Origin of the sequence: Mycobacteroides abscessus ATCC 19977 (assembly GCF_000069185.1) — a bacterium.
Classification (GTDB): Bacteria; Actinomycetota; Actinomycetes; order Mycobacteriales; family Mycobacteriaceae; genus Mycobacterium; species Mycobacterium abscessus.
In genome coordinates this window covers 4175704-4201061 of record NC_010397.1, presented here as the reverse complement: position 1 = coordinate 4201061, position 25358 = coordinate 4175704, and the positions used below count along the sequence as shown (strand labels likewise).

Sequence of the window (25358 nt, the reverse complement as noted above, 5' to 3'; positions counted from 1 at the left end):
TGCCGGGGTTAGTTTTCGCCGGTGACCGACACCATTACCGCCGCTGCGGAGGGCTACACCGTCGATGACGACGATGACGACGACCCGGTACTGATCGCGCCCGATGGTGTCGCGGTAGACACCTGGCGGGAGAACTACCCGTACGACGAGCGGATGAGCCGCCACCAGTACGAACTCGAGAAGCGGCTGCTGCAGATCGAGCTGCTCAAACTGCAGAACTGGAGCAAGCGCACCGGCGCGCGGCATGTCATTCTCTTCGAGGGACGGGACGCCGCGGGTAAGGGCGGCACCATCAAGCGGTTCATGGAACACCTGAACCCGCGCGGTGCACGCGTGGTCGCGCTGGAGAAGCCCACCGAGCGGGAGCGTACCCAGTGGTACTTCCAGCGGTACGTGCCACACCTGCCGGCCGCGGGCGAGATGGTGTTCTTCGACCGGTCTTGGTACAACCGTGCTGGGGTCGAGCGGGTCATGGGATTCTGCAGCGATGAGCAGCATTCCGAATTCATCCACCAGGCACCACTTTTCGAGCAGATGCTGGTCAACGACGGCATCAGCCTGACCAAGCTGTGGTTCTCGGTGTCGGCGGCCGAGCAGCGCACGCGATTCGCGATCCGGCAGGTTGACCCGGTACGCCAGTGGAAACTCTCACCGATGGACTTGGCATCCCTGGACAAGTGGGATGCCTACACCAAGGCCAAGGAAGAGATGTTCTCTCTGACCGATACAGATCACGCCCCGTGGATCGTGGTGAAGAGCAACGACAAGAAGCGGGCTCGTGTCAATGCGATGCGCCATGTGCTGGGCAAGTTCGACTACGACGACAAAGATCTCGACGTTGTCGGTCAGGCAGATCCGCTGATCCTGGGGCGCGCGCTCACGGATTAGATCCGGTGCTGTGATCGGGCCGTTGTGGGCCCTAAGGGACGAGCCAACACTGCTCTTAGCATGGTTGCGAGTATGCTGAGGTAGCCACGAATTGCCTTGGCGGACAGTGCTATCGAAAAGACTGGGATGTTCTGTGCGTTAGAGGTGCCGGTGCCCCGGAACCGGTTCTTCAACCAATTCAGCGCTAGCGGTGCGGAGAGCAGCATCAGAGAGATGTGCTCGCTGCAGTGGTCACGCACATAACTCACGTGGCCGTCGGCGGCGAGATAGCGCTGAACCTGAGCGTCGACGTCGCGCACGTCGATGATCTGATCGTGCTGAGGGTGTATGACCAGCATCGGGCACGCGGGCACGTGCTGTCCCAAACGCACGTCGTCGAATACTTCGACGATCTCGGGTTGCGTCAACAGTTCTGCTAGCGAGATATCGCAGTGGTTGTTGAAGTCCTGCTTGGCAAATCGAGCGCCCGCCCGAACAGTGTCCAGCTGGCTGGCAGCGGCCAAGATCTGCTGTCCCTCTGCGTCGATATGGGCGTTGATGCGCGCGTCTAGACCCGCATAGCAGCGCCGCAAACTGGCGATGCCGATGGCCGTTAAGCCGGAGAACGCTGTTGCGTTCAATCGCACCGCGAGTTGACCCGGGTCGCTGACGGGAGCGCCCAATACTGCTCCCACGATACCGATTTCCGGAGCATAGGCCGGAGCCATCTCGGCCGCCCATGAGCTTGCCATTCCCCCGCCCGAGTATCCCCAAATGCCCACCGGCGTACTCTGATCCAGACCGAGTGGCTCGAAGCTCATGGCGGCGCGCACCCCGTCCAGGATGCGGTAGCCAGGCTCCCGTGGCGCGACGAAGCATCCGTCTTGCCCCTCATGGTCGGATATCGACACCGCCCACCCGCGTGCCACCGCGGCGGCGATCAGGGGCCACTCGAACTGAGGTACGGCGCCGATTGCTCGCGAGCCGTACCTGAGCGCGTAGGAGGGAAAACATTTGTCGGCGACCGCGTCGATAGCACACTGATAGGCCAATAAGGGGCGATGTGCCGGTGCCCGCACACGAGCGGGAAGGACAACGGTGGTGACCGCGACCTCCGGCTCATGGTGCATGCTGTTGGTGCGGTAGAGCAGTTGCCAAGCGTCCACGTGTTGTCTGATCCGGCCGAATAAAGCCAAATCCACTCGGCGCCAACGCAACACAGCTCCCGCGGGGAGTGTCCGAAAGCCGACGGGGGGCTGATAAAACGGGTCGCGGCTCGGTAGCAGCGGAACTTGGTCGCGGGTTTCCCATTCCTCTCGCGGTGGCCTTGCCTGCTCGGGCTTGCGTTCATTCGTCGCGCCGGTAGTCACTAAGCAGAGCCCCTCCCCGTCGGTGTCTCCTGCGGAGCAATTGAGACATATATATGGTACAGCCTCGAATGTAAGACATATATCTATATCTGTGTCGCCCGCTTGTGTAGAGTCCGCTGCGACAGACCGTCCCTGGCCGGTCGCGTCTCAGTACGTGGCCCGTTCACGGATTCGACTAACCTGGGCTCGATGCGATTCCTGTTCGCGGCCCTGTTATGGCTGCTGACCACCGCCGCACTGGCCGTGACCATCGCCGCTGCCTGGGCACAGTCCCGGCTCGTCGATGAGAACGGCTATGCGGCACTGACCGCTCCGGCTGCGGCCGATCCCAGGGTCCAGCATGCGATCGCCGGGGAGTTGACCACCCAGATCGTGTCGCTGGGTAAGAAGCAGGGTTCACGTGTCGATGAGTCCCAGGTGGCGGAGCTGGTCGCCTCGTACACCAGTGGACCGCAGTTTGAAGCGGACTTCGGGTCGGTGAACAGAATGGCGCATCAGTGGTTGTTCACGAACTCGAGCTCCGCGCAGCGTGATTCGCAGGGCGGGTGGCAGATCGATATTGCCCCGATGATCAAGAGCCTTGCACCGCAAGGCCTTTCTATCAAGGCGCCAGAAACATTGAAGGTGTCGGTTACCGACGACAAGCTGGCGGGCCTCACCCCGGGCCGTTTGGTTCCGGTGGCCCGCTTCGGCCAGCTGGCCGTGTGGATCTTCTTCGGTTTGACGCTTGTGTTGGCCGGTCTGACTCAACTTGCGGTGCGTAGCCGCGCTAAGGGACTTGCGGGGCTAGGGATTTCGGCCCTGTTGGTGGGTGCGGCGGGTTGGGCAGGCCTGGAGATCGGGCGGAGCTACCTGGACCGGCCGCTGAGTCGCGTCACCGGCAATGTCCGCGATGTGGCCGACAGTCTCGTCACCGCGGCTGTCGGCAATGCACACCACTGGCTGAGTCTTACGATGGCCGCAGGTGGCCTGGTGATCGTGATCGGCGTCGTGTCAGGGCTGCTCGGCGCGCTGTTGCGCCGCTAGGCGGCGTGAGCGTCGCGGATGCGCTGTACGTCGTGCTCCACGCATCCGATACGTTCGGCGGCGTCACTGGCAGACAGCCGGCGATCCAGGAGGATGTCCAGTTCGGAGGGCGAGAACTCTGGTTCGGCGTCCCACGGAGCGTGGTCCCACCCGTTCTCGCTCAACCCGACGAATAGGTTGTTTGTCATAGTGCACCTCACGGCATTCGGGCTCTAACTACCAGTCATTCGGAAGTGCATCAGTGCGCTTACACCGCTGACGGTGAGTACCTTCGCCGGCCGGGCAACTTTGCCGCAGCCAATAGTTCAGTTGGTTACTACGCTAGCTGAGCTCACTCGACGGCAACAACTCATGACGGTAACGGCTAGGTCTCGATTTCGGTAACAGGGCGCGACGCAAAAGAACGCGTATGTCGACGGATGCATGTCTCTGAACTGGAGTGTTAGCTGTCAATTTACACAACGCTAGCTACAGTTAGCGCCTTTGAGCTGCGGTTACATGATCCATCGGCTACGCCCACTCGCCGGGGTCAGGACCCGCCGAGCAAACTGCATGTAGGTGAATGTGCCGTTACATCGCGATTGGCTGGTGGGAGGGACGTGAGTTGCGAGACTGTGCGGGCCGCAGGGTGATGTACCTCACGTCAGTCGTATCGTCACCATGCTTTCACGGGCGGCGGCGCGGTTGATGTCGGATGGGTTCAGGCTGCCATCGGGATCGCGACGCACGTTGTGGTACTTGGCGTCGCGCGGTACCCGGAGGAGAAGCTCGGTCAGCGGACCCGCGATCTGCGGTCCGGTCGCCAGTTCAGCGGTGCCCTCGAGCCGCTTGCCGCGCACCAGGGCGGTGACCGGTCGTCCATCACGCAGATTCTTGGCCCATGTCCTATCGGTGAAAATGGTCAGGACATCGCCATCGCGAACATAGGTGGCGGCGACGTTGTACTCCTTGCCGCTCTTGCGGCCGGTGAATGTAAACAGCGCGATGTTGCCGCTGAGTACGGGGTGCAGGGGGCTGCGGAGCACGCCCCTGACCACCTTGTTGACCCACGGTGGCACGGTGTTGGATTCGCTCATGAGGCCATCCTCCGCCGCGAGCACGTTCGACGGCATCCGGGATTGCCCTGAGATTTCGGTTCAGGGTGCCAACTGGCGCCAGAGGAACTCGATGGCCAGCGCAGCCTTGAACGCGGACTGCTCGTTGTTGGCCGCGCCTCCGTGGCCGCCCTCGATGTTCTCGTAGTACCAGACAGGTTGCCCCGCTTCTTGCAGAGCCGCGGTCATCTTGCGTGCATGCCCGGGATGGACCCGATCATCACGGGTAGACGTGGTCACCAGCACCGGGGGGTATCGCCGATCCATCGAAATATTTTGATAGGGAGAGTATTTGGAGATGAACTCCCAATCTTCCGGATTGTCGGGATCACCGTACTCGGCAACCCAGGAAGCGCCGGCCAGTAGTAGGTGATAACGGCGCATGTCCAGCAGCGGCACCTGGCACACGAGCGCGCCGAACAGTTCCGGGTACGCCGTGAGCATGACACCCATCAGCAGGCCGCCGTTGCTTCCCCCTTGGGCACCTAGCTGTGCTGCGGTGGTGATGCCCCGCGCCACCAGATCTCGTGCGACCGCGGCGAAATCCTCATAGACCAAGTGGCGGCCCTCGCGCATGGCCTGGGTGTGCCAGACCGGTCCGTACTCTCCGCCCCCACGGATATTGGCCAGTACGTACGTGCCGCCGCGGGAGAGCCACAGCCTGCCCAGCACGCCGTCATACCCGGGTGTCCGTGCGACCTCGAAGCCTCCGTAGCCGCCGAGCAGGGTGGGTCCCGCGGCTTCAGATCCCTTGGCGCGCACAACAAAATATGGAATCGACGTACCGTCGTCGGATCGTGCGAAGTGTTGGGCCACCTCAAAGGCGGCGTCATCGAAGAACGATGGCGCTGTCTTGATCGGGGACACGGAGGCGCCAGCCGGGCCGACCTCGCCGCGCAGCAGCGTCGAAGGCTGAGTGAAACCCGAAGTGTCGAGGAATATCTCGTCACCGAGATCATCGATGGCGACGATCTGAGTTGTGGCGTTGTCTGGAACGCCGGGCAGCGGTTCGGAGCGCCAGCTTCCGGGGGTGAACACCAAGATCTCGCTGGCCACATCGCGCAGGATCGCGACGGTGAGCCGGTCGCGGGTCCACGCGTAGTGGTGCAGGCTCGCGTGCTCGTCGGGCACGAACACCGGGGTGAGCGTGCGATCACCGGCGACGTAATCCCTGTACCGGGCCGCCAGCAGTGTTCCCGCCGAATACTCGATGTCGCCGACTTGCCACGATGACTTGAGCTCGATGAGCAGCCACTCGCGGTGGATCGATGCCGAAGCGTCAGTGGGGACATCGATACGCAACAACTCGCCGTCGGCGGTCAGCTCGTGAACTTCTGAATTGAAGAAGTCGGTGGCCCGGCTGATCAGCGTGCGTTCGAAGCCGGGGGTGTCGTCAAAGCTGGCGCCCACGGTCACATCCGAGGCTTCGCCGCTGAACACCAGCTCGGCGTCGTCCAGGGATTGGCCGCGTTTCCAGCGCTTGACCAGGCGGGGATACCCGGAGTCGGTGAGGCTGCCCGGCCCGAAGTCCGTGCCCACGTACACGGTGTCCGCGTCGACCCAGCTGATCTGGGTCTTGGCCTCGGGCAGCTCGAATCCGCCGGCGACGAACTGCCTTGTTTCTAGATCGAATTCACGTACCACTACCGCGTCCGAGCCGCCCCGCGACAGGCTCACCAGCGCGCGCTGGAAGTCGGGGCGCAGCACGGCTGCCCCGGCCCACACCCAGTTCTCATCTTCCGTGGCCGCCAGGGCGTCGACATCGATGACGACGTCCCATTCCGGATCGTGCCGGCGGTACCGATCCAAAGTGGTTCGCCGCCAAAGGCCACGGGAGTTGGTGGCATCGCGCCAGAAGTTGTAGAGATATTCGCCCCGTCGGCGCACATAGGGGATCTGCGCGTCGGTATTGAGAATGGCCAGCGCCTCGTCACGCATCTCCTCGAAGCGCGCGCCGGAAAACTCGCTGGTGGTGATCGCGTTGTGCTCGCGTACCCAGTTCAGGGGCTCGTCACCACCGATGTCCTCGAGCCAGAGATATGGGTCCAGGGAGCGGCGCGCCGACGTCATTTGAGCAAGTGTGCCAGTGACCGCAGTATGGTCGAAGGTGGCCCGGGGGCGTATCTAAAACACCGAGCAGGAGCTTTCTCGTGATACCACTGCCACGCGCGCAAGTTGTCGCTAGCGCGATGCTGCTGGGGATAGCAGTTGGACTAGGCGCCGGAATGTCGAGCGTCTTGGTCGCGCACGAGTCTGTACGGCCGGATTTGGTCATCGGCCTGATCGTGGCGATACCGAGCCTGATCGGGTTTTTGATCTTGATCGCGTCCACACGCAAATGGATGACCGCGGTCGCGGCATTCATTCTGGCGATCGCTCCTGGTTGGTTCGGGATTCTGGCGGCGATACAGGTGATTCAGGGTGTCTGACAAGAACGCGGAAAACACAGTCGAGAAGACGGATGCGGAGGCCGACGGCGCCGCGGCGGAGTTGGTCGACGACGCGGACCAACCGAGCGTTGTCGAGGGCGACCTCGCCGATCCGCTGGCCGTGCCGATCGATGACGGCAAGGCCCGGGATGGCCTGGACACAGCCACGTTCACCGCGTTCTCGGCGTTCAAGGACGACGAAGACGATCTGGTGCCCACCGGCCGTATCGACACCGATGCGTTGCCGCTGACTGAGGCCTTCGACGTCGGCAGTGATCGCACCGGAGCGATACCGGCTGCGGTCGGCCGTTCCAGGGCCGAGGCGATGACCCCGGATCCGTACACCGGGGCGGTTCCCGTGCTTGGCGACGAGCCCGCCAAACCGGTGCGGGTACCTGCGGAGCGGGAGCCCGCGCTCCTGAAGCGCTGGGTGTTGCTGCTGATACTGGTGGGGACCTGGATTCCTGCCGCCGCGGTCGGGTTGCTGCTCTACCAGAACTGGTTCGCGACACTGCTGCCGCATGACCGAATTGTCGCAGTTGAATATGTGTTGGCCTGGGTGTTTGCCTGCGTGTTGATCGCGCTGCTCTTGGCCATGTTCGAGCCCCGGCCGCTGATAGTTGCCCTTGCGTTCGCCGTTTTGACAGCGCCGGCCATTTCGGTGGCGGCCGCCGGCGTCAAATATGGCTATGTGGCGTGCACGGCGCCTTCGGTGCCGGGTGTGAAGTCGCTGTGCCCTGAGCCGCTGCGCAGTTGGGGCATCCAGTACCGAGACAGGGCATAGTTTCGCGATTTTCCCGCCTTTGGCGAGAGGGAGTTCATTCTCCCGTCCAATCGCCGTCCTACTAGTGTGGGGTTCGTGACTGCACACTATGACGTCGTCGTTCTCGGAGCCGGTCCCGGTGGTTATGTCGCGGCCATTCGCGCCGCCCAACTGGGTTTGAAGACAGCCATCGTCGAGGAGAAGTATTGGGGCGGAGTTTGCCTCAATGTCGGGTGTATCCCGTCCAAGGCACTGCTGCGGAACGCGGAGCTGGCCCACATCTTCACCAAGGAAGCCAAGACCTTTGGTATCAGTGGCGAGGCCACCTTCGATTTTGGCGCCGCGTTCGACCGCAGTCGCAAGGTCGCCGAGGGGCGCGTGGCCGGTGTGCACTTCTTGATGAAGAAGAACAAGATCACCGAGTACGAGGGAGTCGGCACGTTCACCGATGCCAATACCTTGGCGGTCAAGAAGGCCGACGGTTCTCATGAGACGCTGACCTTCGCCAACGTGATCATCGCCACCGGCAGCAGTGTGCGCCTGGTACCCGGGACCTCGCTTTCGGAGAACGTGGTCACCTATGAAAAGCAGATCCTGACCCGTGAACTGCCCGGCTCGATCATCATCGCGGGGGCGGGTGCCATCGGCATGGAGTTCGCCTACGTGCTCAAGAACTACGGGGTGGACGTCACCATCGTCGAGTTCTTGCCGCGTGCGCTGCCCAACGAGGACGCTGAGGTGTCCAAGGAGATCGAAAAGCAGTACAAAAAGCTGGGCGTCAAGATTCTCACCGGCACCAAGGTCGAGTCGATCACCGATTCCGGGTCGCAGGTCACCGTCAAGGTCAGCAAGGACGGGCAGGAGAGCGAGCTCGTCGCCGACAAGGTGTTGCAGGCCATCGGTTTCGCGCCCAACGTCGAGGGCTTCGGCCTGGAGAACACCGGCGTGGCCCTCACCGATCGCGGTGCGATCGCCATCGACGAGCGAATGCGCACCAATGTGCCCCACATTTACGCGATCGGCGACGTCACGTCCAAGCTGCAGCTGGCTCACGTCGCCGAGGCGCAGGCGGTTGTGGCGGCCGAAACCATCGCTGGTGCAGAGACATTGGAGCTCGGCGACTACCGGATGATGCCTCGGGCGACGTTCTGCCAGCCGCAGGTGGCCAGCTTCGGCCTCACCGAGGAACAGGCCCGCGCCGAGGGATACGACGTCAAGGTGGCCAAGTTCCCGTTCACGGCGAACGGTAAGGCACATGGCCTGGCCGACCCGACCGGATTTGTGAAGCTGATCGCCGATGCCAAGTACGGCGAGCTGATCGGTGGGCACCTGATTGGCCCCGATGTTTCCGAGCTGCTGCCCGAGCTCACGCTGGCGCAGAAGTGGGACCTGACGGTCAATGAGCTGACCCGCAATGTGCATACCCACCCGACGCTGTCCGAGGCGCTGCAGGAAGCGTTCCACGGACTTGCGGGGCACATGATCAACTTCTGATTCCCCTCTTCGGGGACTCTGGGATCAGATCGCTTGTAACCGTTGACGGGATGCGTGCCTGCGCATAGCTTCACGCCATGTCGACCACTGACGAACTGCTGAAGAATGCCCAGGCCTACGCGGCCAGTTTCGACAAAGGCGAACTGCCGCTGCCTCCGGCCCGAAAGGTCGCTGTGGTCGCGTGCATGGATGCGCGGCTGAATCCTTATGGGCTGCTTGGTCTTCATGAGGGCGACGCGCACGTCATCCGCAATGCGGGTGGCGTGATTACCGAGGACGAAATCCGGTCGTTGGCTATCTCGCAGCGGCTCTTGGGTACCGAGGAGATCATTCTCATCCATCACACCGACTGCGGAATGCTGACCTTCACCGACGACGCGTTCAAACAGTCGATTCAGGATGAGACAGGCATCAAGCCGCCGTGGTCCGCCGAGGCCTTCACCGATCTGGACGAGGATGTCCGCCAATCCCTCGCGCGGATCAATGCCAATCCGTTCGTGCCGCGCAAGGACAGTGTGCGCGGCTTCGTCTACGACGTGACCAACGGAACGTTGCGCGAGGTCACCGCAGCGGCTTGACGTTTAGGCGAGCAGGGCGGGCGGGCGTGCCGGGACAGGCCATGGCAAGGCTAGATGCTCGCGCAGCGTCGACCCGGTGTACTCGGCGCGGAAGAGGCCTCGTCGCACCAGGATTGGTACCACATGCTCGGTGAAGAGCTCGAACTGGCCAGGCAGTCCCGATGTGCTCAGAATGAAGCCGTCGGCGGCTCCCTCCGAGAACCAGAGCTCGATCTGATCGGCGACCTGCTCCGCGGAACCGACAAACCGGGTGCCGAAGGCATTCAAGGTGCGGTAGAGGAACTCTCTGACCGTGGGATTACCCACGGTGGCAAGGTGTTTGTATCCCGCCAGGGCGGTCTGATGGGTTTCGGTGCTGTCCGGGAAAGCCGATGCCGGTACCGGGCCGTCCAGGTCGGCGCCGACGACGTTGACATCGACTTCGAGCAGCCAACCCGCTTGGTACTCGGGGATGAAGTGTTCGTAGATCGTACTTTCCGCGGCGAGTGCTTCGGCCTCTGTCGAGCCGACGACCACACCGAGCGACGGGGTTACCAGGGGAGCGAAGGTTCGGCCGGCGGCACGCGCCTCCTGGTGGAGTTGCCGGTAGAAGTTCTTGGCCCGTTCGACGTCGGTCTGTCCGGTGAAGACCACCTCGGCATGTCTGGCGGCGAAGGCTCTTCCGGTGGTGGACGATCCGGCCTGAAATATCACTGGATGCCCCTGGCGGGAGGGGGTTACCCCGAGCGGTCCCTTGACCTTGTGAAATTCCCCATCGTGGTTGGCGACATGAATCTTGTTGATATCACTGTAGATTCCGGCCGCGCGATCCTCGATGACGGTATCCGGCTCCAAGGAATGCCACAGTGACTTCACTACTTGTAACGTCTCTTCGGCCAGCCGGTAGCGCTCATCGTGCGGGAGGAAACCCCGCTCGCCGAAGTTGGCGGCAGCGGCCTGCGCAAAGCTTGTCACAAGATTCCACCCGGCCCGCCCCGAGCTCAGATGATCGAGCGATAACAGTTGGCGGGCAAGGTGGTAAGGCGGTTGAAATGTTGACGAACCGGTGACCACGAGGCCGAGGCGTTCGGTCACCGCGGCCAGGTAGGAGGTGGCCGTGAGTGGTTCGAAGTCCTCGGTGGATTTGTGGGCCCAGGTTGCTTTCGGCCCGAAGTTGAGACCGTCGGCGAAGAAGACGGCGTCGAACTTGGCAGCCTCGGCCGCCTTCGCGGTGGCGACCAGGGTGTTGAGCTGGTTGGCCGGGCCGTTCCGCACGCCGGGTAGCCGCCATGCGCCGCCCGCGCGCACGTTGCCAAAGGCCAGCAGATGAAGCTGGCGACCGTTCCTGGATGACACGGCAGACTCCTAGAAGTTGGTACCTGCGAAAGGTTGCGTACCGGTGGAGAAGAGGGCATCGGCGGCGCGGATCGCTCCCGGCGACTGCGCGGACACCAGACCGGCTCGCTCAAGTCGTGTCCAGGTGTTGCCGCCGAGATAGACCGATCCGAGGGCGGCGACGTCGACCGAAATGTCGGGAGTGTGCTGGGTGCGCCGCACCTTGTCGGAACTCACCGAGAAACGTGCCGCGTTGTGTGGGAGGAGGGTGTCCTGTACCTCGATGACCACCGGTGCGCCGTCGGTGTAAGTACGCGCCGCCAATGCCGCCTCGACATCGACCAGTCGCAGCCACGTCTCGTCGCGGATCCCGGCTACCGCCACGGCCCGGGGATCGGTCACCAGATGGGGGAGCGGGTCATCGATGGGGCGCGGTCCGAGTTCGATGACGTCGACCAGGTCCAGATCCAGCAGATGGCCGACCAGCGCCCGGTACGCCTCGTCGCTATGTGCGACAAGATCGTCAACGGATATGGTGCGCGCGCTGCTGGAGAACCACTCGGCGGTGTCCTGCGGCCGGTATCGCACATAACCGTCCGGGTGCGTCACTACATAAGGCTTGACGGGGTCGGCGGCGTCGAAAAGCTCATGCAAGCGCCACCATTGCGGCGGACGCGCCACGGATCCCGTCCACGCCGCTCGCTCGTAAATTGCCGCAAGCCCTTCGGGCGATGCTGCCGCGTCGAGTAGGGCGATTGCCCCAGTATCGATGGGGCGCAGCGGCGCCGCCCGGCGCCGCTGAATGCGATAAGTCGCACTGCTGGTCGCTATCCCATAACCGAAGCGGCGGTAGATGACCGCTTCGGAAGCACGCAAGCTGGCGACAATCTCGCCCCGGCCCGCGATATCGGTGAGCTGCCGGGTGACCAAGGCGGTGAGGATTCCGCGCCGGGTGTGAGTAGGTAATACACCGATATGAGTGACCGCCGCATGCGGAACTCGGGATCCACCGGGAACGGTGAGCCAGCTGGTGTACGAATCGGCGCCGCCGATCAGTTCTCCCTGCACGAATGCGCCCAAATACCGCCCTAATTCTAACAATTCGTCCGCTGCGACGGCTCCGAGCGCGGGTAGCCCGACCATGGCGCGCCAGAACACCGTGAAGGCGCGTTCGTGTTCCGCCCGGCTCTGTAGGAAACGGATGTCGGTCACGGCTTCTTGCCCTGTGTTGTTTCGGCGAGACGCCCCAGGCCATTGAGGCTGCGCGGTGAAGGCCATTGATCGGTCAGCAGGTGCCTGCCGATCTCGCGCTGACGGTATGGCAGTGGGTCATGCGTGGTGTGCGTGCGTGCGTTGCGCCAATAGATATCCAAACCAACGGAGTTGGCGGTCGACCGGGCGCCGGTGGCCTGATAGATGTTGTGCGTCACGTCCAGGGATATCTCGGTGGCTACCGACTTCGCCTGGTCTACCCGGATTGCCAGTGCGCCCCACTGTGCCTCCGTCGGTGCTTCACCGAACGCCAAAGCCTGCTCGAATTCCTTTGTAGCGGAATCGGCTAGGGCAACACCCGCGGCGATCCCTGCCGACAGGCGACCCAGCAGCTGTTGATGGTACGGATCCTCTGTCACGTCGGTCGAGTGCGCCTCTGGCCAGGGACGGCCCTTGTCTCTTATGTATGCCACGCCGGCAGCCAGCGCGCCCTCGGCGATGCCGAGATACAGATGCACGAAGATCAGTTGGCTGAACAGCGCGCGCAGGCCGTCGCGGCGCTCGCGCGATCCATCGAGCCCTGAGTACTCGTCAAGCCCGGTGAGCACCTCGTCATGACGCAGCAGAACATTGTCGAATTCCACACTGCCGCTGGCTGTAAGCCGCTGTCCGAGGTTGTCCCAGTCGTCGTTGAACCGTAGTCCGTCCCGCTCGCTCGGAATGATTGCGTTGATGGGCTCGGCTTCATAAAGGAGGACGGTGATCAAGTCGGCCACGGCGACCCCGGTGGCGAAGGTCCGTTTGCCGTTGACGCGATAACCTTCTTCGGTTCGGGTGACCGTGATACCCGGATCGCGTGGATTACTGACACTGCCCTGAAACCAGCCGTGCCCGCCCACGCCACGCGAGATGTATTCGCGTTGAGTCGGCGACCCGAGGATGTAGGTCCACACTCCGTTGGAGTAGTGGTAGACCAACAGTTGTCCTATTGACCCGTCGGCGGCAGCAATGATGCGCCCGAGCTGCAGTGCTTGCACCAAACTTCCTCCGGCGCCGCCGAATTCGCGCGCAGTGGCGAATGACAACAGGCCGTACCGGCGCAGCAGCTCAATCTCGGCAATGGGATTTTGATTGGCCCGGTCGCGCGTCAGCGCGGTGGCGGACAGCTCGCCGGCGACGCGTGCGGCCACCTGCTCCCACTCGGAGAACTCGGTATCACTGACTCCTTGATAGGCATGGACTGGTGAGGTGGTGGCGGTGGTCATTTGACGAGAACTCCTGTATCGACGGGTTCGGGTACGGGCTCTGCGGCGGGCTCCTCGTGGAGAACTTCGAGGATGCCGAGTTCAGCCAGGCGTTCCTTTTCGGACTCGGAAAGTGTTTGGATGGAACCGATCCGGGCTGCTACCTCGGGCCGCAGGATGCGCAGATACCAGTAGCGCAGCAGTCCAGCGAGCAGAATGGCGCCGAATATCAGCGGCAGGATGTTGAACGGGAATTTGGGAATCGGATAGAAATTGCTGAAGATCACGTACCCGATGGCCACGGTGGCGGCGGCCGAGACCGACAGTCGTGCCGGGGTGAGCGCCTTGATTCGGTACAGCCAGATGGGTGTGGCCACCACCACGAGCAGATAACTGACCAGGAATCCCCAGTTGGCCACGTAGTTTCCATAGACATCGAACACCAGGCGGCCCACCGAGCTGAGGGTGGCGGTAACGGAGAACGCCGTCGCGATGATCCCGATGAGGAAGATGCCCGCGACAGGGGTCTTATAGGTCGGGTGTACCCGCGTGAGTACTGCCGGGAGCGCGCCCTCGTGTGCGAGAGTGAAGAGACCGCGTGCGGCCGAATTGATCACGGCGGTGACGAATACGATGAACGCTATGGTCACGGCAAGGCTTATCGGATAGATGGCCCATGCCACACCGGCATTCGTGGCAATCTGCGGAAGTATCGCGCTGTCGCCGTCTATGTTCCGGAACTGCAGAATTTGCGGATAGGTGGCCAGGATGTACAGCACGCCGATAATCAGCACAACACGCAGCAGCGACCGGGCAATGGTGCGGTGCGCATCCCTGGACTCGGCGCCAAGGGATGCCACGCTCTCGAACCCCGCGTACGCGCCCACTGCCGTGACAGCCGCGATGAAGGTGGTGCTGTTGCCCAGATTCGTGAGCGCCCACTGTTCGGTGTCGATGCGCCAGCCATAGCTGATGTATGAGGCCACGATGATGATGAGAATTAGTGCGGTGGCGATAATTTCGAAGATGAGCTCGTACTTCGCCGAGATTGAGACGCCGCGGTATGGCAGGTAGACGGCGAATGCGACAACCAATGCGACCAAGGCGAGTTTGAATCCGTTTGCTTCCGAATGAATTCCAATGACGTCGAGGAAGGACTCGAAGTACAGCACGCCGCCGAGGGTCCCGGTGGTGGCAAAGGTTATGTACCCGATGAGCAGGCTGAAGCCTGCGGCGTAGGCGGCGCCGGGGCCCAGCCCATTGCCGGCATACGTACCCAGTGAGCCCGAGGACACCGTCCGTTTGGCCTGGAAGCTGATCGTGGTGGCGATCAGCACAACCGCTACCAGGCCGATCACCGCCGACCAGGCGGCGCCCTTGCCGGCCGCCACGAAGAGCGAGAACGGCACCGTCGCGACCGCGACGCTGGGCGCGGCCGCCGCGAGTCCCTGGGCGAAGACGCCCCAGGAGCCGATGGCGTCGCGTTCGAGTCCGTGAGAGTCGGCCGTCCGCAGCGATCTGCCGTTGACGGTGAGTTGATGAGTTGCGGAAGACATGTGGGGGTACCTTCGCTTGGCGGGGTGGGGTGAAACCGATAGCGCGCAAACGGGATTGCGCGCCTACCTACAGTCCTGGACCAAGCGCATGGACCGATCGTGCGGCCGCATCGAGAACGTGTCAACGGTGCAGATGGCGCCGGGCGCGGTACCTGCGACAACTTTGGTGGCGTCTTGCGCGGAATCTGACACTTGACCTGGAGTCGACTCCAGGTTCTACCGTGGCTTTGTGAGCACAAGTGAGCCATCCCATGCCGGCTTCCCCATCTCGCACGTCGCCCAGCGAACCGGACTGTCGATCGATGCGCTGCGCTGGTTCGAGCGTGAGGGCCTCTTTCCGCGGGTCCCCCGCGACGCCGGTGGCAGGCGCCGTTTCAGTGACGACGACATCGAACGTGTCCAGCTGATGCTGCGGTTACGCCGTACCGGCATGCCGGTACGCGATATGCGGAGGTTCATCGAACTCCTCGCGGGTGGTGAGGAGACCCACGCCGAGCGCTTGGAGCTGCTGTTCGCGCAGCGCGTCCGGATTCTGGCCGCAATGGAGCGGCTCACCGAGGACCTCAGGGTCGTCGACTTCAAGGTCGCCTACTACACGGAGTCGGTCAATGGTGCCTCGGCTCAATCCGCCGGAGGAAAGAAGAACTGACATGAAACACACGTGGCTCGGTGAGTTATCTGTGTCAAGGATCGGCCTGGGCGCCATGTCGATGTCCGCCTACTACCGTGCGATTGGTAGCGAAAGCGGGCCCGACGAAGCGACTTCCATCGACACGCTCCGGCGCGCGCTGGACCTAGGCGTCAGCTTGATTGATACCGCAGAGATCTATGGTCCCTTCGTTAATGAAGAGCTCGTCGGTAGGGCCATCGCGGGCCGGCGTGACGAGGTTGTCCTTGCCACCAAATTCGGATTGGTGTCTCACGGCAATGGTGCATCGCAGGTCCTCGACAGCACTCCCGGCAACATCTCGACCGCTGTCGAAGGATCGTTACGGCGGCTCGGTGTTGACCACATCGATCTCTACTACCAGCATCGTGTCGACCCGAATGTCGCCATCGAGGACACCATCGGAGCGGTGGCCGAGCTGGTTCAACAAGGGAAGGTTCGGTATATCGGGTTGTCGGAGGCTGCTGCCGGGACGATACGCCGGGCGCATGCCGTTCATCCGATCACGGCGCTGCAGAACGAATATTCGTTGTGGACCCGCGATATCGAGGACGAGATCTTGCCGACCATCCGCGAGCTAGGCATTGGCCTGGTCGCCTACTCGCCGCTCGGCCGCGGCTTTCTCACCGGCGCCATCGGCTCGCGAGACCAATTGGCCGAGGGAGACTTCCGTAGAGAACAGCCGAGGTTCAGTGCAGAAAACTTCGATGCGAACTTGGCGCTGGTGGAGGAGGTTCGTTCGGTGGCGTCCTCGATAGGGGCGACCAGCGCGCAGGTAGCGTTGGCGTGGTTGCTCGCTCGTGGTGACGATATCGTGCCGATACCCGGGACCACGAAGGTCTCGCGTGTCAACGAGAACGTCGGCGCGGTGGATATCGAACTGCTACCGGAGCATCTTGTCCGCCTCGAATGTCTTGCAGCGGCAGCGGGGGATCGGTACAACGCGGAACATCTCGCGCGGCTGGAGGGCTAGCGGCGGCTGGTCCGGCGGTCAGTGATCCAGCGGGATCCGCAACGACGACATAGTGGCCGCCAACCCGTCGTACTGAGTGACCAGGAGGCAGAAACCGATGAGCTGGCGGCGGTCCAGGAACTTCGAAAGTCCTTCCCATGCCTCATCGGAAAGCGTTCTGGTAGTGAGAATCTCGTCAACACCCGTGATGAGGGCACGTTCCTTGTCGGAGAGCCCCTCGGCACCGGCCCCGGTGAAAATCCGCTCTTGATACGCCGGATCGATGCCAGCTGATTTGGCGATGCGGGTGTGGTGCTGCAGTTCGTACTCGCACTCGCGGACGTGGGCCACGCGCAGGATGACCACCTCGGTGTCCCGGGTGGACAGTTTGGTACCCCGCAGGATGGCTCCGGAATAGGCGAGCCATGGCCAGAACCTGGCGCCCGTCTGTCCGAGCGTGGTCGCCAGGTGCATTTCCGGGGCGTTTACCGCACGTGCCATGCCCTTGGCGATCACCCAGTTGATGGGTCCGAGCTCGCGCAGACCACCTGACGGGATACGGCCACTGCTCATGGGTGAGCTCCTTCCTGCAGAACGAGGTATGGCGACACCGTACTGCGATGCTCGTCCAGGTCGAGTGCCCGGCCGAGTGCGGGGAAGGCGCGCTGGGGACAGTTGTCACGCTCACAGACACGACAACCCACACCGATCGGCGTGGTAGCTCCTTCGGAGGACAGGTCCAGGCCCTGCGAGTAGACCAGCCGGTGTGCATGTCTCAGCTCGCACCCCAGCCCAATCGCGAAGGTCTTACCGGGCTGGCCGTATCGGGATGCGCGGCGCTCAACGGTGCGCGCGACCCACAGGTAGTTGCGTCCGTCGGGCATCTGGGCCACCTGGACCAGGATCTTGCCGGGGTTACCGAAGGTCTCGTAGACGTTCCATAGCGGACAGGTTCCGCCACTGGAGGAGAAATGGAACCCGGTGGCCGACTGACGTTTTGACATGTTTCCGGCGCGATCCACTCGAACGAAGGAGAACGGCACCCCACGCATGGACGGGCGCTGCAGCGTCGACAGCCGATGGCAGACGGTCTCGTAGCTCACTGAATAGAAGGCCGAAAGCCGCTCGATGTCGTATTGGAAATCTTCTGCCACCCCGTGGAACTGACGGTAGGGCAGCACCGTGGCGGCGGCGAAGTAATTGGCCAGGCCCAGCCGCGCCAGCTTGCGTGATTCTTCAGAAGTGAACTTGCCGTCGTCGACCATCGTGTCGATGAGATCGCCGTATTCCAGATAGGCCAGCTCGGCGGCCAGCTTGAAGACCTGTTGTCCACCCGAGAGGTGATTGCTGATTTCCAGCGTCTTGGACGCGGGGTCGTATTTGTGCAGGACGCTGTCGCCCAGGTCTATCCGGCGGGCGATCTGTACGCCGTGCACCTCGGTGAGGCGGTCCGCGATCTCGCGGGCCAGGTCCGCCCGGTGCATGCGCATACGAACCGTCAGGTCTTCGGCGGCCGTATCCAGCTCATGCAGATAGTTGTGGCGCTGATAGAAGTAGTCGCGCACTTCTTCATGCGGCATGGTGATGGATCCGCTGCCGCTGCCATCGGTGTAGCGGTCCTCGGTCGCCGCGGCCAATTGCGTCGTCGTGATTCGATAGCGCCGGTGCAGATTGACCATCGCGCGGGCCAACGCGGGGTGCCCGGCGACCACGTCGGCGATCTCGGCCGGGTCGACGTCGATATCCAGGTCTTTGTCCTGCACTACCTCGCGTAGCTCGGCGATGAGGCGGCTGTCGTCCTGGGAAGAGAAGAATGTCGCGTCCACACCGAAGACCTCGGTGATGCGCAGCAGGACCGCAACGGTCAGCGGTCGGACATCATGCTCGATCTGGTTGAGATAACTCGGCGAGATCTCCAGCATCTGGGCGAGCGCGGCCTGACTGAACCCGCGTTCGCTCCGGAGTTGACGAAGGCGCCCTCCAACGTACGTTTTGGACACGTGGCCAGCGTACGCGCTTTGCGAACTGCACCTTCGCAGTCTTGGCAAGGATGGGATCCATCCAGGGGTATCGACCTCCGCTTTGTTAGGGGCGGGCCCGAGGTAACCGGACGATCAAGCTGGTTTGCTTTCTGGGGCTACCGTGGCTGGGGTGACGGGCGAACATGTCTGGCCACGCTGCTTCTCGCTATGACCGGCGTCACTCGGACCGGCTAGGGGGCCTCGGGGTCATAAAGAGGGGCCTCAACTGCTGATTAACTATCTGTTCACCCATTCTGTGAAATGCAAAATCCGCACGCGATCGTTGCTCGGGTTCCCTGCAGTAAATCTGTACACGCTCGTATCCCAAATAGCGTGTTAATCAATGGATATCGGGTCTGCAACGGGTGCATACGCGGCTCAGATGCATGGTCTAATCTTTAACGGCCGGGGAGCACCGCTGAGGTGTTCCGCGTTTTGCAATTTGGGATGCGCAGATCCGCGCACGGTGCCGGATGCGGAGATAGACGAGGAGGGTTACGATTCTTCGGCTTTTGATGCGTCTGTGGATTCCGCTGCTGGTGATTGCGGTAATTGCCGTCGGCGGATTTACGGTGTCGCGACTCCACGGCGTATTCGGTAACGAGAAGCGCCCTTCGTATGCTGATACGAATGTGAGTGACGCTAAATCGTTCGACCCAAAGAAGATGTCTTACGAAGTTTTCGGGTCGCCGGGAAATGTAGCTGATATCAGTTATTTCGATGTCAATGGTGATCCGCTGTTCATTCAGAAAGTGCCACTTCCGTGGTCCGTCAAATTTGAGATCGGCAAGACCACCGCGGTGGGAAGCATCATGGCGCAGGGCGACGGCAGCAGCATCGGCTGCCGCATCATCGTCGACGATGAGGTCAAATCCGAGAAGGTGACAAATCAGACCAACGCGTTCACCTCGTGCCTCTTGAAGGCCGCATGAGCGCGGACGACGGCAAGGTTAAATCGCATCGGCCGATAATGGCGACCATTATCCGCCGGGGCGCTGTCTTCATTATTCTCGGCTGGCTGGCGATCACGGTCTTGCTGACCGTCAAGGTGCCACCACTGGAGATCGTCGAGCGAGAGCATTCGGTTTCACTGAGCCCTCCGGATGCGCCGTCCGTCAAGGCGATGACGCAGATGGGGAAGGTCTTTCAGGAGTCCAATTCCGAGAGTGTCGCGGTGATCGTGCTCGAGGGAGAGGGCACCCTCGGAGACGATGCGCACAAGTATTACGACGCCGTCATCCGCCAATTGAAAGACGATCCGAAGCATGTGCAGCATGTGCAGGATTTCTGGGGTGATCCGCTGACTGCCGGTGCCGCGCAGAGCGCCGACGGAAAAGCCGCGTATGTGCAATTGAATCTGACAGGGCGTTTTGGTCAGGCTGACGCGAATGAATCGGTGGAAGCCGTTCAGAAGGTGGTCAGGGAAACTCCGGGGCTGCCGCCGGGCGTCAAGGCCTATGTCACGGGACCGGCGGCCATCGTCTCGGATATGGCCGAGAGCGGAAACCGTACGGTCATCCTCATCACCCTGGTGAGCGTCGGGGTGATCTTCCTGATGCTGCTCTTGCTCTACCGATCGATCATCACCGTCATCATCCTGTTGTTCACCGTCGGCATCGAGTTGCAGGTCGCCCGCGGTCTTGTCGCGTTCCTCGGCATGCACGGGATCGTCGGCCTGACCACGTTCGTCGTCAATCTCCTGGTATCGGTGGGCATCGCCGCCGGCACCGACTACGGAATCTTCTTCGCGGGGCGTTATCAGGAGGCACGTCAGTCCGGGGAGGATCGCGAATCCGCCTACTACACCGCCTATAAGGGTGTGGCGAAGGTTGTGCTGGCTTCTGGTCTGACCATCGCCGGCGCCATCGCGTGTCTGCACTTCACCCGCCTGCCCTATTTCAAGCCACTGGGTATCCCCGGCGCGGTAGGCATTTTGGTGGCGGTTGCGGTGGCGCTGACCTTGGTCCCGGCCTGCATCGCCGCCGGCAGTCGTTTCGGACTGTTCGACCCGAAGCGACAGGTGACGACGCGTCGGTGGCGGCGGGTCGGTACCGCGATCGTGCGGTGGCCCGGGCCCATCCTCGCTGCGACGGTGGCGGTTGCCCTGATCGGATTGTTGACGCTGCCCGGATACAACCCCAGCTACACCGATGCCAAGTTCATCCCGCAGGACATACCCGCGACTCAGGGACTCGTCGCCGCCTCGCGGCACTTCCCGGAATCGAAGATGTCCACACCCGACATCCTGCTGATCGAAGCCAATCACGATATGCGCAACTCGGCTGATCTGCTGGTACTTAACCGGCTGGCCAAGGCCGTGTTCGCGGTGCCGGGCATTGCGAATGTGCAGTCCATTACCCGGCCCGAGGGCACACAGATCGAACACTCGTCGGTGCCGTTCATGCTCAGTATGTCGAATGCGAGCCAGCGACTGAGCTTGCCGTTCCAGCGGGCGCGTATGGACGACATGCTCAAACAGGCCGACGATATGTCCAAGACGATCGCTCTCATGCAGCGCATGTCCGACCTGATGAATCAGATGGTCGACACCACACACCGCATGGTCAGCACCACCAAGGACCTCCAGCAGGACATGCGGACGCTGCGCGACCACATCGAGGATTTCGAAGACTTCTGGCGGCCGATCCGCAACTACTTCTATTGGGATAAGCACTGCTTCGACATTCCCATCTGCTGGTCCATCAGATCGATATTCGACGCCCTTGACGGCGTCGATCAGGTGACCGACAAGATGCAAACCTTGGTCGGTGATCTTGACGAGCTGGACAAGTTGATGCCGCAGCTGCTCGAACAGTTCCCGATCATGATCGAGACCATGAAGAGCACGCGTGAATCGATGCTGACCATGCACAGCACGATGTCCGGCATCTTCGCGCAAATGGACGAGTCCACGGAGAATTCCACGGCCATGGGCAAGGCCTTCGATGCCTCCAAGAACGACGACTCGTTCTACCTGCCGCCGGATGTTCTGAAAAACAAGGACTTCCAGCGCGTCATGAAGATCTTCATGTCCCCGGACGGCAAGTCCTCGCGCATGCTGATATCTCAACGAGGGGATCCGGCGACCCCCGAAGGCATCTCGCGGGTGGAGCCAATCAAGACGGCCGCGGAAGAAGCTCTCAAGGGGACGCCTCTGGAGCACGCCAAACTCTCATTGGCAGGTACGGCCGCTGGGGTCAGTGAGCTGGTCGAGGGATCGAAATACGATCTCCTGATCGCGGGCGTGGCGGCACTGTGCCTCATCTTCATCATCATGTTGTTGATGACGCGGAGTCTGGTCGCGGCCTTGGTCATCGTCGGTACGGTGGCGCTTTCGCTTGGGGCATCGTTTGGTCTGTCAGTTCTTGTGTGGCAACACATCTGCGGCATACAGATCAACTGGGTGGTGCTGGCGATGTCCGTCATCGTCCTGCTTGCCGTGGGGTCTGACTACAACCTGTTGCTGGTCTCACGAATGAAGGAAGAGCTGGGTGCTGGACTCAAAACCGGCATCATCCGCGCGATGGGTGGTACCGGCAAGGTCGTGACGGCCGCTGGGCTGGTGTTCGCGGCCACGATGGGCTCGATGATCGTCAGCGACCTGCTCACCATCGGGCAGGTGGGTACCACGATCGGTCTCGGTCTGCTGTTCGACACCTTGATCGTGCGAGCGTTCATGACACCGGCTATCGCCGCGCTCCTGGGCCGGTGGTTCTGGTGGCCGTTGCAGGTTTCTCCCCGCCCTGTCGGCGCGGTGCGCGGGTGGAGGGGGCCGCGCCTGGTCCGCTCGGTACTGCAGAGGAATTGATGAAACCGGGTATGAGTGCCGAGACAGACTCGGCGCGCTCGCGACCGTTCATCGCGCGGACTATTCGAACGCTGTCGCCCCTGATCATCCTGGGGTGGCTGGTTCTGATCCTCTATACGACGCTGGCCTCGGTCAATTGGGACTGGACCAAGGCCATCCCCGCGCTGGAAACGGTTGGGGATGAACGGTCGGTATCGCTCATGCCGCAGGACGCGCCCGCCGTGAAGGCCATTTTGCGGATGGGCAAGGACTTCAACGAGTCGAACTCGGACAGTTCCGCGATGATCGTGCTCGAGGGCAAGGAACCGCTCGGCGATGACGCACATCAGTACTACGCTCAGCTGGTTCGCGAGCTACGGAACGATCCCGAACACGTCGAGCACGTGCAGGATCTATGGGGAGATCGGCTGACGTCGTCGAGCGTGCAGAGCCCCGACGAAAAAGCCGCATATGTGCAGCTGAATCTCGTGGGTAATCAAGGTACCGCGCAGGGTGACCAGTCGGTGGCTGCGGTTCGCGACATCGTAAAGCGGACATCACCGTCGGCGCCCAAGGATGTCGAAACCTATGTGGCAGGTGCTGCGCCGCTGGCATCGGACATGCAGCACGCGGGCAACAAATCGATCCTCAAGATCACGGCGGTCACCGTCGTCATCATTTTCACGCTGCTACTCATCCTGTATCGCTCGGTGATTACCGTGATCCTGCTGCTGATCATGGTGGGAGTCGAGCTGGCAGCGGCCCGTGGCATCGTCGCGTTCCTTGGCCACCATGACGTTTTTGTGCTCTCGACCTTCGCCGTCAACATGCTGGTCTTCCTGAGCATCGCCGCGGGTACCGACTACGGCATCTTCTTTTTCGGCCGGTATCAGGAGGCACGTCAGGCGGGCCAGGACCGAGAGACGGCCTACTACACCACATATCGCAGCGTCGCCCCGGTGGTCTTGGCGTCGGGCGTCACAATCGCTGGAGCCATTCTGTGCCTGCACTTCACCCGGTTGCCCTACTTCCAGACAATGGGTATTCCGTGTGCCATCGGCATGCTCGCGGCAGTGGCGGTGGCCGTTACCTTGGTACCCGCCGGAATCGTGGTGGCAAGCCGGTTCGGTCTGCTGGAACCCAAGCGCAAGTTGAGGGTTCAGCGGTGGCGAGCCATCGGTACCGCGGTTGTGCGGTGGCCGGCGCCCATTCTGGTCGCGTCGCTGGCGGTGGCACTGGTCGGACTGTCCACCCTCCCGGGGTATAAGACCAGCTACAACGATCGGCTCTATATCTCCAGCGATATCCCGGCGAATCAGGGATTCGCTGCCGCTCAGCGGCACTTCTCCGAGTCGCGTCTTACGCCCGATGTGCTGTTGATCGAAACCGACAGGGACCTAAGGAACCCCGCGGATTTCCTGGTGCTGAACAAGGTGGCCAAGGCCATCTTCAAGGTGCGGGGAGTCTCGCGGGTGCAGGGGATCACCCGCCCGGAGGGTACCCCGATCGCCAACACCTCGGTGCCCTTCTTGCTGAGTCTGCAAAGCGCTGGACAAGTTCAGGCAACGCGTTTTCAGAAGAAGCGCATCGCCGAAATGCAAAAGCAGGCCGACGATATGGCCAAGATGATCGCGACGATGCAACGCACGTATGGCGTGATGAAGAAGATGTCGGAGACGACGCACCGGATGACAGCCGACACGCACGAGGTGCAGCAGATCACCGACGACCTGCGCGGCAGCATCGCACTCTTTGACGACTTCCTCCGGCCGATCCGCAATTACTTCTATTGGGAGAAGCACTGTTTCGATATCCCGATCTGCTGGTCGATCAGGTCGATTTTCGATGCGTTGGATGGCGCGGATGCGCTTGATGACGGACTGGTCGAACTCGTCAAGAACATGGACAAGCTGGACGCGATCATGCCGCAGTTGCTCGTTCAGTTTCCTCAGATGATTGAGGTCATGCAGAGCATGCGGACCTCGGTGCTGACCATGTACGCCACCATGTCGGGCCAGTTCGCCCAGATGGATGAAACCACCGACGATGTCATGGCGATGGGGGAGGCCTTCGACGCGTCGAAGAACGACGATTCGTTCTTCCTGCCGCCTGAGGTATTCAAGAATCCTGATTTCCAGCGCGCTATGAGTTCGTTCTTATCGCCAGACGGAAAGACTGTGCGGTTCATCATCTCTCACAACGGCGACCCCATGTCACCGGAGGGGATCGCGCGGATCGAGCAGGTACGGAACGCGGCGGAGGAAGCGCTCAAGGGGACGCCTCTCGTCGGAGGCAAGGTGTACATCGCCGGTGCTGCGTCGACTGCCAAGGACTGGAAAGACGGCTCGACATACGATCTGTTGATCGCGGGTATCGCGGCGATCTGCCTGGTGTTCATCATCATGCTCATCACTACCCGAAGTTTCATCGCGGCCCTGGTGATCGTCGGTACCGTGGCGCTCTCGCTGGGTGCGTCCTTCGGTTTGTCGGTGCTGCTGTGGCAGTACATCCTGGGAGTCAATCTGCACTGGATGGTGCTGGCGATGTCGGTGATCATCCTGCTGGCGGTCGGCTCCGACTACAACCTGCTACTGGTCTCCCGTATGAAGGAGGAGCTGGGCGCCGGACTGAATACGGGCATCATCCGTGCGATGGGTGGTACCGGAAAGGTGGTCACATCGGCAGGACTGGTGTTCGCCGCCACGATGGCTTCGATGGTCGTCAGCGATCTGCAGATCATCGGGCAGATCGGTACCACCATCGGCCTGGGCCTGCTGTTCGACACCCTGATCGTGCGCTCGTTCATGACCCCGTCGATCGCGGCGCTGCTGGGCCGGTGGTTCTGGTGGCCACAGCGTGTGCGCCCGCGCCCGCCGAGTGCGCTGCTGACGCCCGTTGGCGCGTCCGCGCCAAGTGCTTGGCACACCGATGCACGCCATGACGACGAGGGGCCGACGGCCGAGCTGCCGCGGCTTTCTGAGTAG

Annotated in this window: 22 protein-coding genes; 12 read left to right on the top strand and 10 right to left on the bottom strand. The window is 62.1% G+C overall.

Translation table 11 applies throughout. The annotated features are described in order from the left end of the window. The first annotated feature begins 21 nt into the window (after positions 1–21). Positions 22–888: a polyphosphate kinase 2 gene (gene ppk2 / locus MAB_RS20965; protein ID WP_005062218.1), complete on the top strand. Its 867-nt coding sequence runs from the start codon at positions 22–24 to the stop codon at positions 886–888. Here the strand turns inward: ppk2 and MAB_RS20960 are convergent. Next, positions 885–2237 (bottom strand): lipase family protein, encoded by a 1353-nt coding sequence (locus tag MAB_RS20960; RefSeq protein WP_005112215.1) that lies wholly within the window; start codon positions 2235–2237, stop codon positions 885–887. The two genes, ppk2 and MAB_RS20960, sit on opposite strands and share 4 nt — an antisense overlap. A gap of 189 nt (positions 2238–2426) precedes the next feature. On the opposite strand from MAB_RS20960, the gene MAB_RS20955 reads away from it, so the two are divergent. Further along, a complete protein-coding gene (locus MAB_RS20955) occupies positions 2427–3263 on the top strand; it encodes a hypothetical protein (RefSeq protein WP_005094879.1) in 837 nt (278 codons plus the stop codon). On the opposite strand, the gene MAB_RS20950 is transcribed toward MAB_RS20955, so the two are convergent. The 3 genes from MAB_RS20950 to MAB_RS20940 form a co-directional block, all read right to left on the bottom strand. Next, positions 3260–3451 carry a hypothetical protein gene (locus MAB_RS20950; RefSeq protein ID WP_005062210.1) on the bottom strand — a complete coding sequence of 64 codons (192 nt, stop codon included), beginning with the start codon at positions 3449–3451 and terminating at the stop codon, positions 3260–3262. The genes MAB_RS20955 and MAB_RS20950 overlap by 4 nt on opposite strands. A 450-nt stretch (positions 3452–3901) precedes the next feature. Then, positions 3902–4375, bottom strand: a complete 474-nt coding sequence (locus tag MAB_RS20945; RefSeq protein ID WP_005086355.1) for a PNPOx family protein — start codon at positions 4373–4375, stop codon at positions 3902–3904. Between the two features lie 24 nt (positions 4376–4399). Beyond that, positions 4400–6427: a prolyl oligopeptidase family serine peptidase gene (locus MAB_RS20940; RefSeq protein ID WP_005112213.1), complete on the bottom strand. Its 2028-nt coding sequence runs from the start codon at positions 6425–6427 to the stop codon at positions 4400–4402. Between the two features lie 80 nt (positions 6428–6507). Between MAB_RS20940 and MAB_RS20935 the strand changes: the two genes are divergently transcribed. The 4 genes from MAB_RS20935 to MAB_RS20920 all read left to right on the top strand — a co-directional run bounded on the left by MAB_RS20935 (position 6508) and on the right by MAB_RS20920 (position 9621). Beyond that, the gene (locus MAB_RS20935) at positions 6508–6786 is read left to right on the top strand and encodes a putative holin (RefSeq protein ID WP_005094873.1); all 279 of its coding nucleotides are present in this window, start codon (positions 6508–6510) and stop codon (positions 6784–6786) included. Beyond that, the gene (locus MAB_RS20930; RefSeq protein ID WP_005094871.1) at positions 6779–7570 is read left to right on the top strand and encodes a hypothetical protein; all 792 of its coding nucleotides are present in this window, start codon (positions 6779–6781) and stop codon (positions 7568–7570) included. The genes MAB_RS20935 and MAB_RS20930 overlap by 8 nt, the downstream gene beginning before the upstream one ends. A gap of 75 nt (positions 7571–7645) precedes the next feature. Then, entirely contained in the window at positions 7646–9043 is a 1398-nt protein-coding gene (gene lpdA, locus MAB_RS20925) for a dihydrolipoyl dehydrogenase (RefSeq protein WP_005085912.1), read from the top strand. 77 nt (positions 9044–9120) lie between these two features. Continuing rightward, positions 9121–9621 (top strand): beta-class carbonic anhydrase, encoded by a 501-nt coding sequence (locus tag MAB_RS20920; protein ID WP_005085913.1) that lies wholly within the window; start codon positions 9121–9123, stop codon positions 9619–9621. Positions 9622–9624: 3 nt separating this feature from the next. On the opposite strand, the gene MAB_RS20915 is transcribed toward MAB_RS20920, so the two are convergent. From MAB_RS20915 to MAB_RS20900, 4 genes are read right to left on the bottom strand one after another with little or no spacing between them, the layout of a single operon-like run. Beyond that, positions 9625–10956 carry an NtaA/DmoA family FMN-dependent monooxygenase gene (locus MAB_RS20915; protein ID WP_005086353.1) on the bottom strand — a complete coding sequence of 444 codons (1332 nt, stop codon included), beginning with the start codon at positions 10954–10956 and terminating at the stop codon, positions 9625–9627. A 9-nt stretch (positions 10957–10965) separates the two neighbouring features. Continuing rightward, complete coding sequence (locus MAB_RS20910; protein WP_005085916.1) at positions 10966–12147, bottom strand: GNAT family N-acetyltransferase; 1182 nt, start codon at positions 12145–12147, stop codon at positions 10966–10968. Next, entirely contained in the window at positions 12144–13412 is a 1269-nt protein-coding gene (locus MAB_RS20905) for an acyl-CoA dehydrogenase family protein (protein WP_005112212.1), read from the bottom strand. The genes MAB_RS20910 and MAB_RS20905 overlap by 4 nt, the downstream gene beginning before the upstream one ends. After that, positions 13409–14947 carry an APC family permease gene (locus MAB_RS20900; RefSeq protein ID WP_005062186.1) on the bottom strand — a complete coding sequence of 513 codons (1539 nt, stop codon included), beginning with the start codon at positions 14945–14947 and terminating at the stop codon, positions 13409–13411. Before MAB_RS20900 ends, MAB_RS20905 begins: the two co-directional genes overlap by 4 nt. Positions 14948–14963: 16 nt before the next feature. Here MAB_RS20900 and MAB_RS20895 point away from each other — a divergent pair, with 16 nt between their 5' ends. The 3 genes from MAB_RS20895 to MAB_RS20885 are packed head-to-tail and all read left to right on the top strand — an operon-like array spanning position 14964 to position 16587. After that, positions 14964–15143 (top strand): hypothetical protein, encoded by a 180-nt coding sequence (locus tag MAB_RS20895; protein ID WP_005097298.1) that lies wholly within the window; start codon positions 14964–14966, stop codon positions 15141–15143. Between the two features lie 33 nt (positions 15144–15176). Then, entirely contained in the window at positions 15177–15596 is a 420-nt protein-coding gene (locus MAB_RS20890; RefSeq protein ID WP_005062185.1) for a MerR family transcriptional regulator, read from the top strand. A 1-nt stretch (position 15597) separates the two neighbouring features. Beyond that, positions 15598–16587, top strand: a complete 990-nt coding sequence (locus MAB_RS20885) for an aldo/keto reductase (RefSeq protein ID WP_005086347.1) — start codon at positions 15598–15600, stop codon at positions 16585–16587. Between the two features lie 18 nt (positions 16588–16605). Here MAB_RS20885 and MAB_RS20880 read toward each other — a convergent pair whose 3' ends face one another. Together MAB_RS20880 and ramB are read right to left on the bottom strand one after the other, a co-directional pair. Next, entirely contained in the window at positions 16606–17139 is a 534-nt protein-coding gene (locus MAB_RS20880) for a carboxymuconolactone decarboxylase family protein (protein ID WP_005085920.1), read from the bottom strand. Then, on the bottom strand, positions 17136–18566 hold the full coding sequence (gene ramB, locus MAB_RS20875) for an acetate metabolism transcriptional regulator RamB (protein WP_012296731.1): 1431 nt from the start codon (positions 18564–18566) through the stop codon (positions 17136–17138). Before ramB ends, MAB_RS20880 begins: the two co-directional genes overlap by 4 nt. Before the next feature lie 536 nt (positions 18567–19102). Between ramB and MAB_RS20870 the strand changes: the two genes are divergently transcribed. Genes MAB_RS20870 through MAB_RS20860 form a run of 3 tightly spaced genes read left to right on the top strand, consistent with a single transcriptional unit; the run spans position 19103 to position 25358 of the window. Further along, positions 19103–19519, top strand: a complete 417-nt coding sequence (locus MAB_RS20870; protein WP_005062176.1) for an MmpS family transport accessory protein — start codon at positions 19103–19105, stop codon at positions 19517–19519. Further along, the gene (locus MAB_RS20865) at positions 19516–22395 is read left to right on the top strand and encodes an MMPL/RND family transporter (RefSeq protein WP_005071264.1); all 2880 of its coding nucleotides are present in this window, start codon (positions 19516–19518) and stop codon (positions 22393–22395) included. The genes MAB_RS20870 and MAB_RS20865 overlap by 4 nt, the downstream gene beginning before the upstream one ends. 11 nt (positions 22396–22406) lie before the next feature. Continuing rightward, on the top strand, positions 22407–25358 hold the full coding sequence (locus MAB_RS20860; protein WP_005114687.1) for an MMPL/RND family transporter: 2952 nt from the start codon (positions 22407–22409) through the stop codon (positions 25356–25358).

Coding starts and splice junctions, on each gene's coding strand:
- MAB_RS20955 (WP_005094879.1), top strand. CDS start 2,427: ATGCGATTCCTGTTCGCGGCCCTGTTATGGCTGCTGACCACCGCCGCA.
- MAB_RS20950 (WP_005062210.1), bottom strand. CDS start 3,451: ATGACAAACAACCTATTCGTCGGGTTGAGCGAGAACGGGTGGGACCAC.
- MAB_RS20945 (WP_005086355.1), bottom strand. CDS start 4,375: ATGCCGTCGAACGTGCTCGCGGCGGAGGATGGCCTCATGAGCGAATCC.
- MAB_RS20940 (WP_005112213.1), bottom strand. CDS start 6,427: ATGACGTCGGCGCGCCGCTCCCTGGACCCATATCTCTGGCTCGAGGAC.
- MAB_RS20920 (WP_005085913.1), top strand. CDS start 9,121: ATGTCGACCACTGACGAACTGCTGAAGAATGCCCAGGCCTACGCGGCC.
- MAB_RS20905 (WP_005112212.1), bottom strand. CDS start 13,412: ATGACCACCGCCACCACCTCACCAGTCCATGCCTATCAAGGAGTCAGT.
- MAB_RS20900 (WP_005062186.1), bottom strand. CDS start 14,947: ATGTCTTCCGCAACTCATCAACTCACCGTCAACGGCAGATCGCTGCGG.
- MAB_RS20885 (WP_005086347.1), top strand. CDS start 15,598: ATGAAACACACGTGGCTCGGTGAGTTATCTGTGTCAAGGATCGGCCTG.
- MAB_RS20880 (WP_005085920.1), bottom strand. CDS start 17,139: ATGAGCAGTGGCCGTATCCCGTCAGGTGGTCTGCGCGAGCTCGGACCC.
- MAB_RS20870 (WP_005062176.1), top strand. CDS start 19,103: ATGCGTCTGTGGATTCCGCTGCTGGTGATTGCGGTAATTGCCGTCGGC.
- MAB_RS20865 (WP_005071264.1), top strand. CDS start 19,516: ATGAGCGCGGACGACGGCAAGGTTAAATCGCATCGGCCGATAATGGCG.
- MAB_RS20860 (WP_005114687.1), top strand. CDS start 22,407: ATGAGTGCCGAGACAGACTCGGCGCGCTCGCGACCGTTCATCGCGCGG.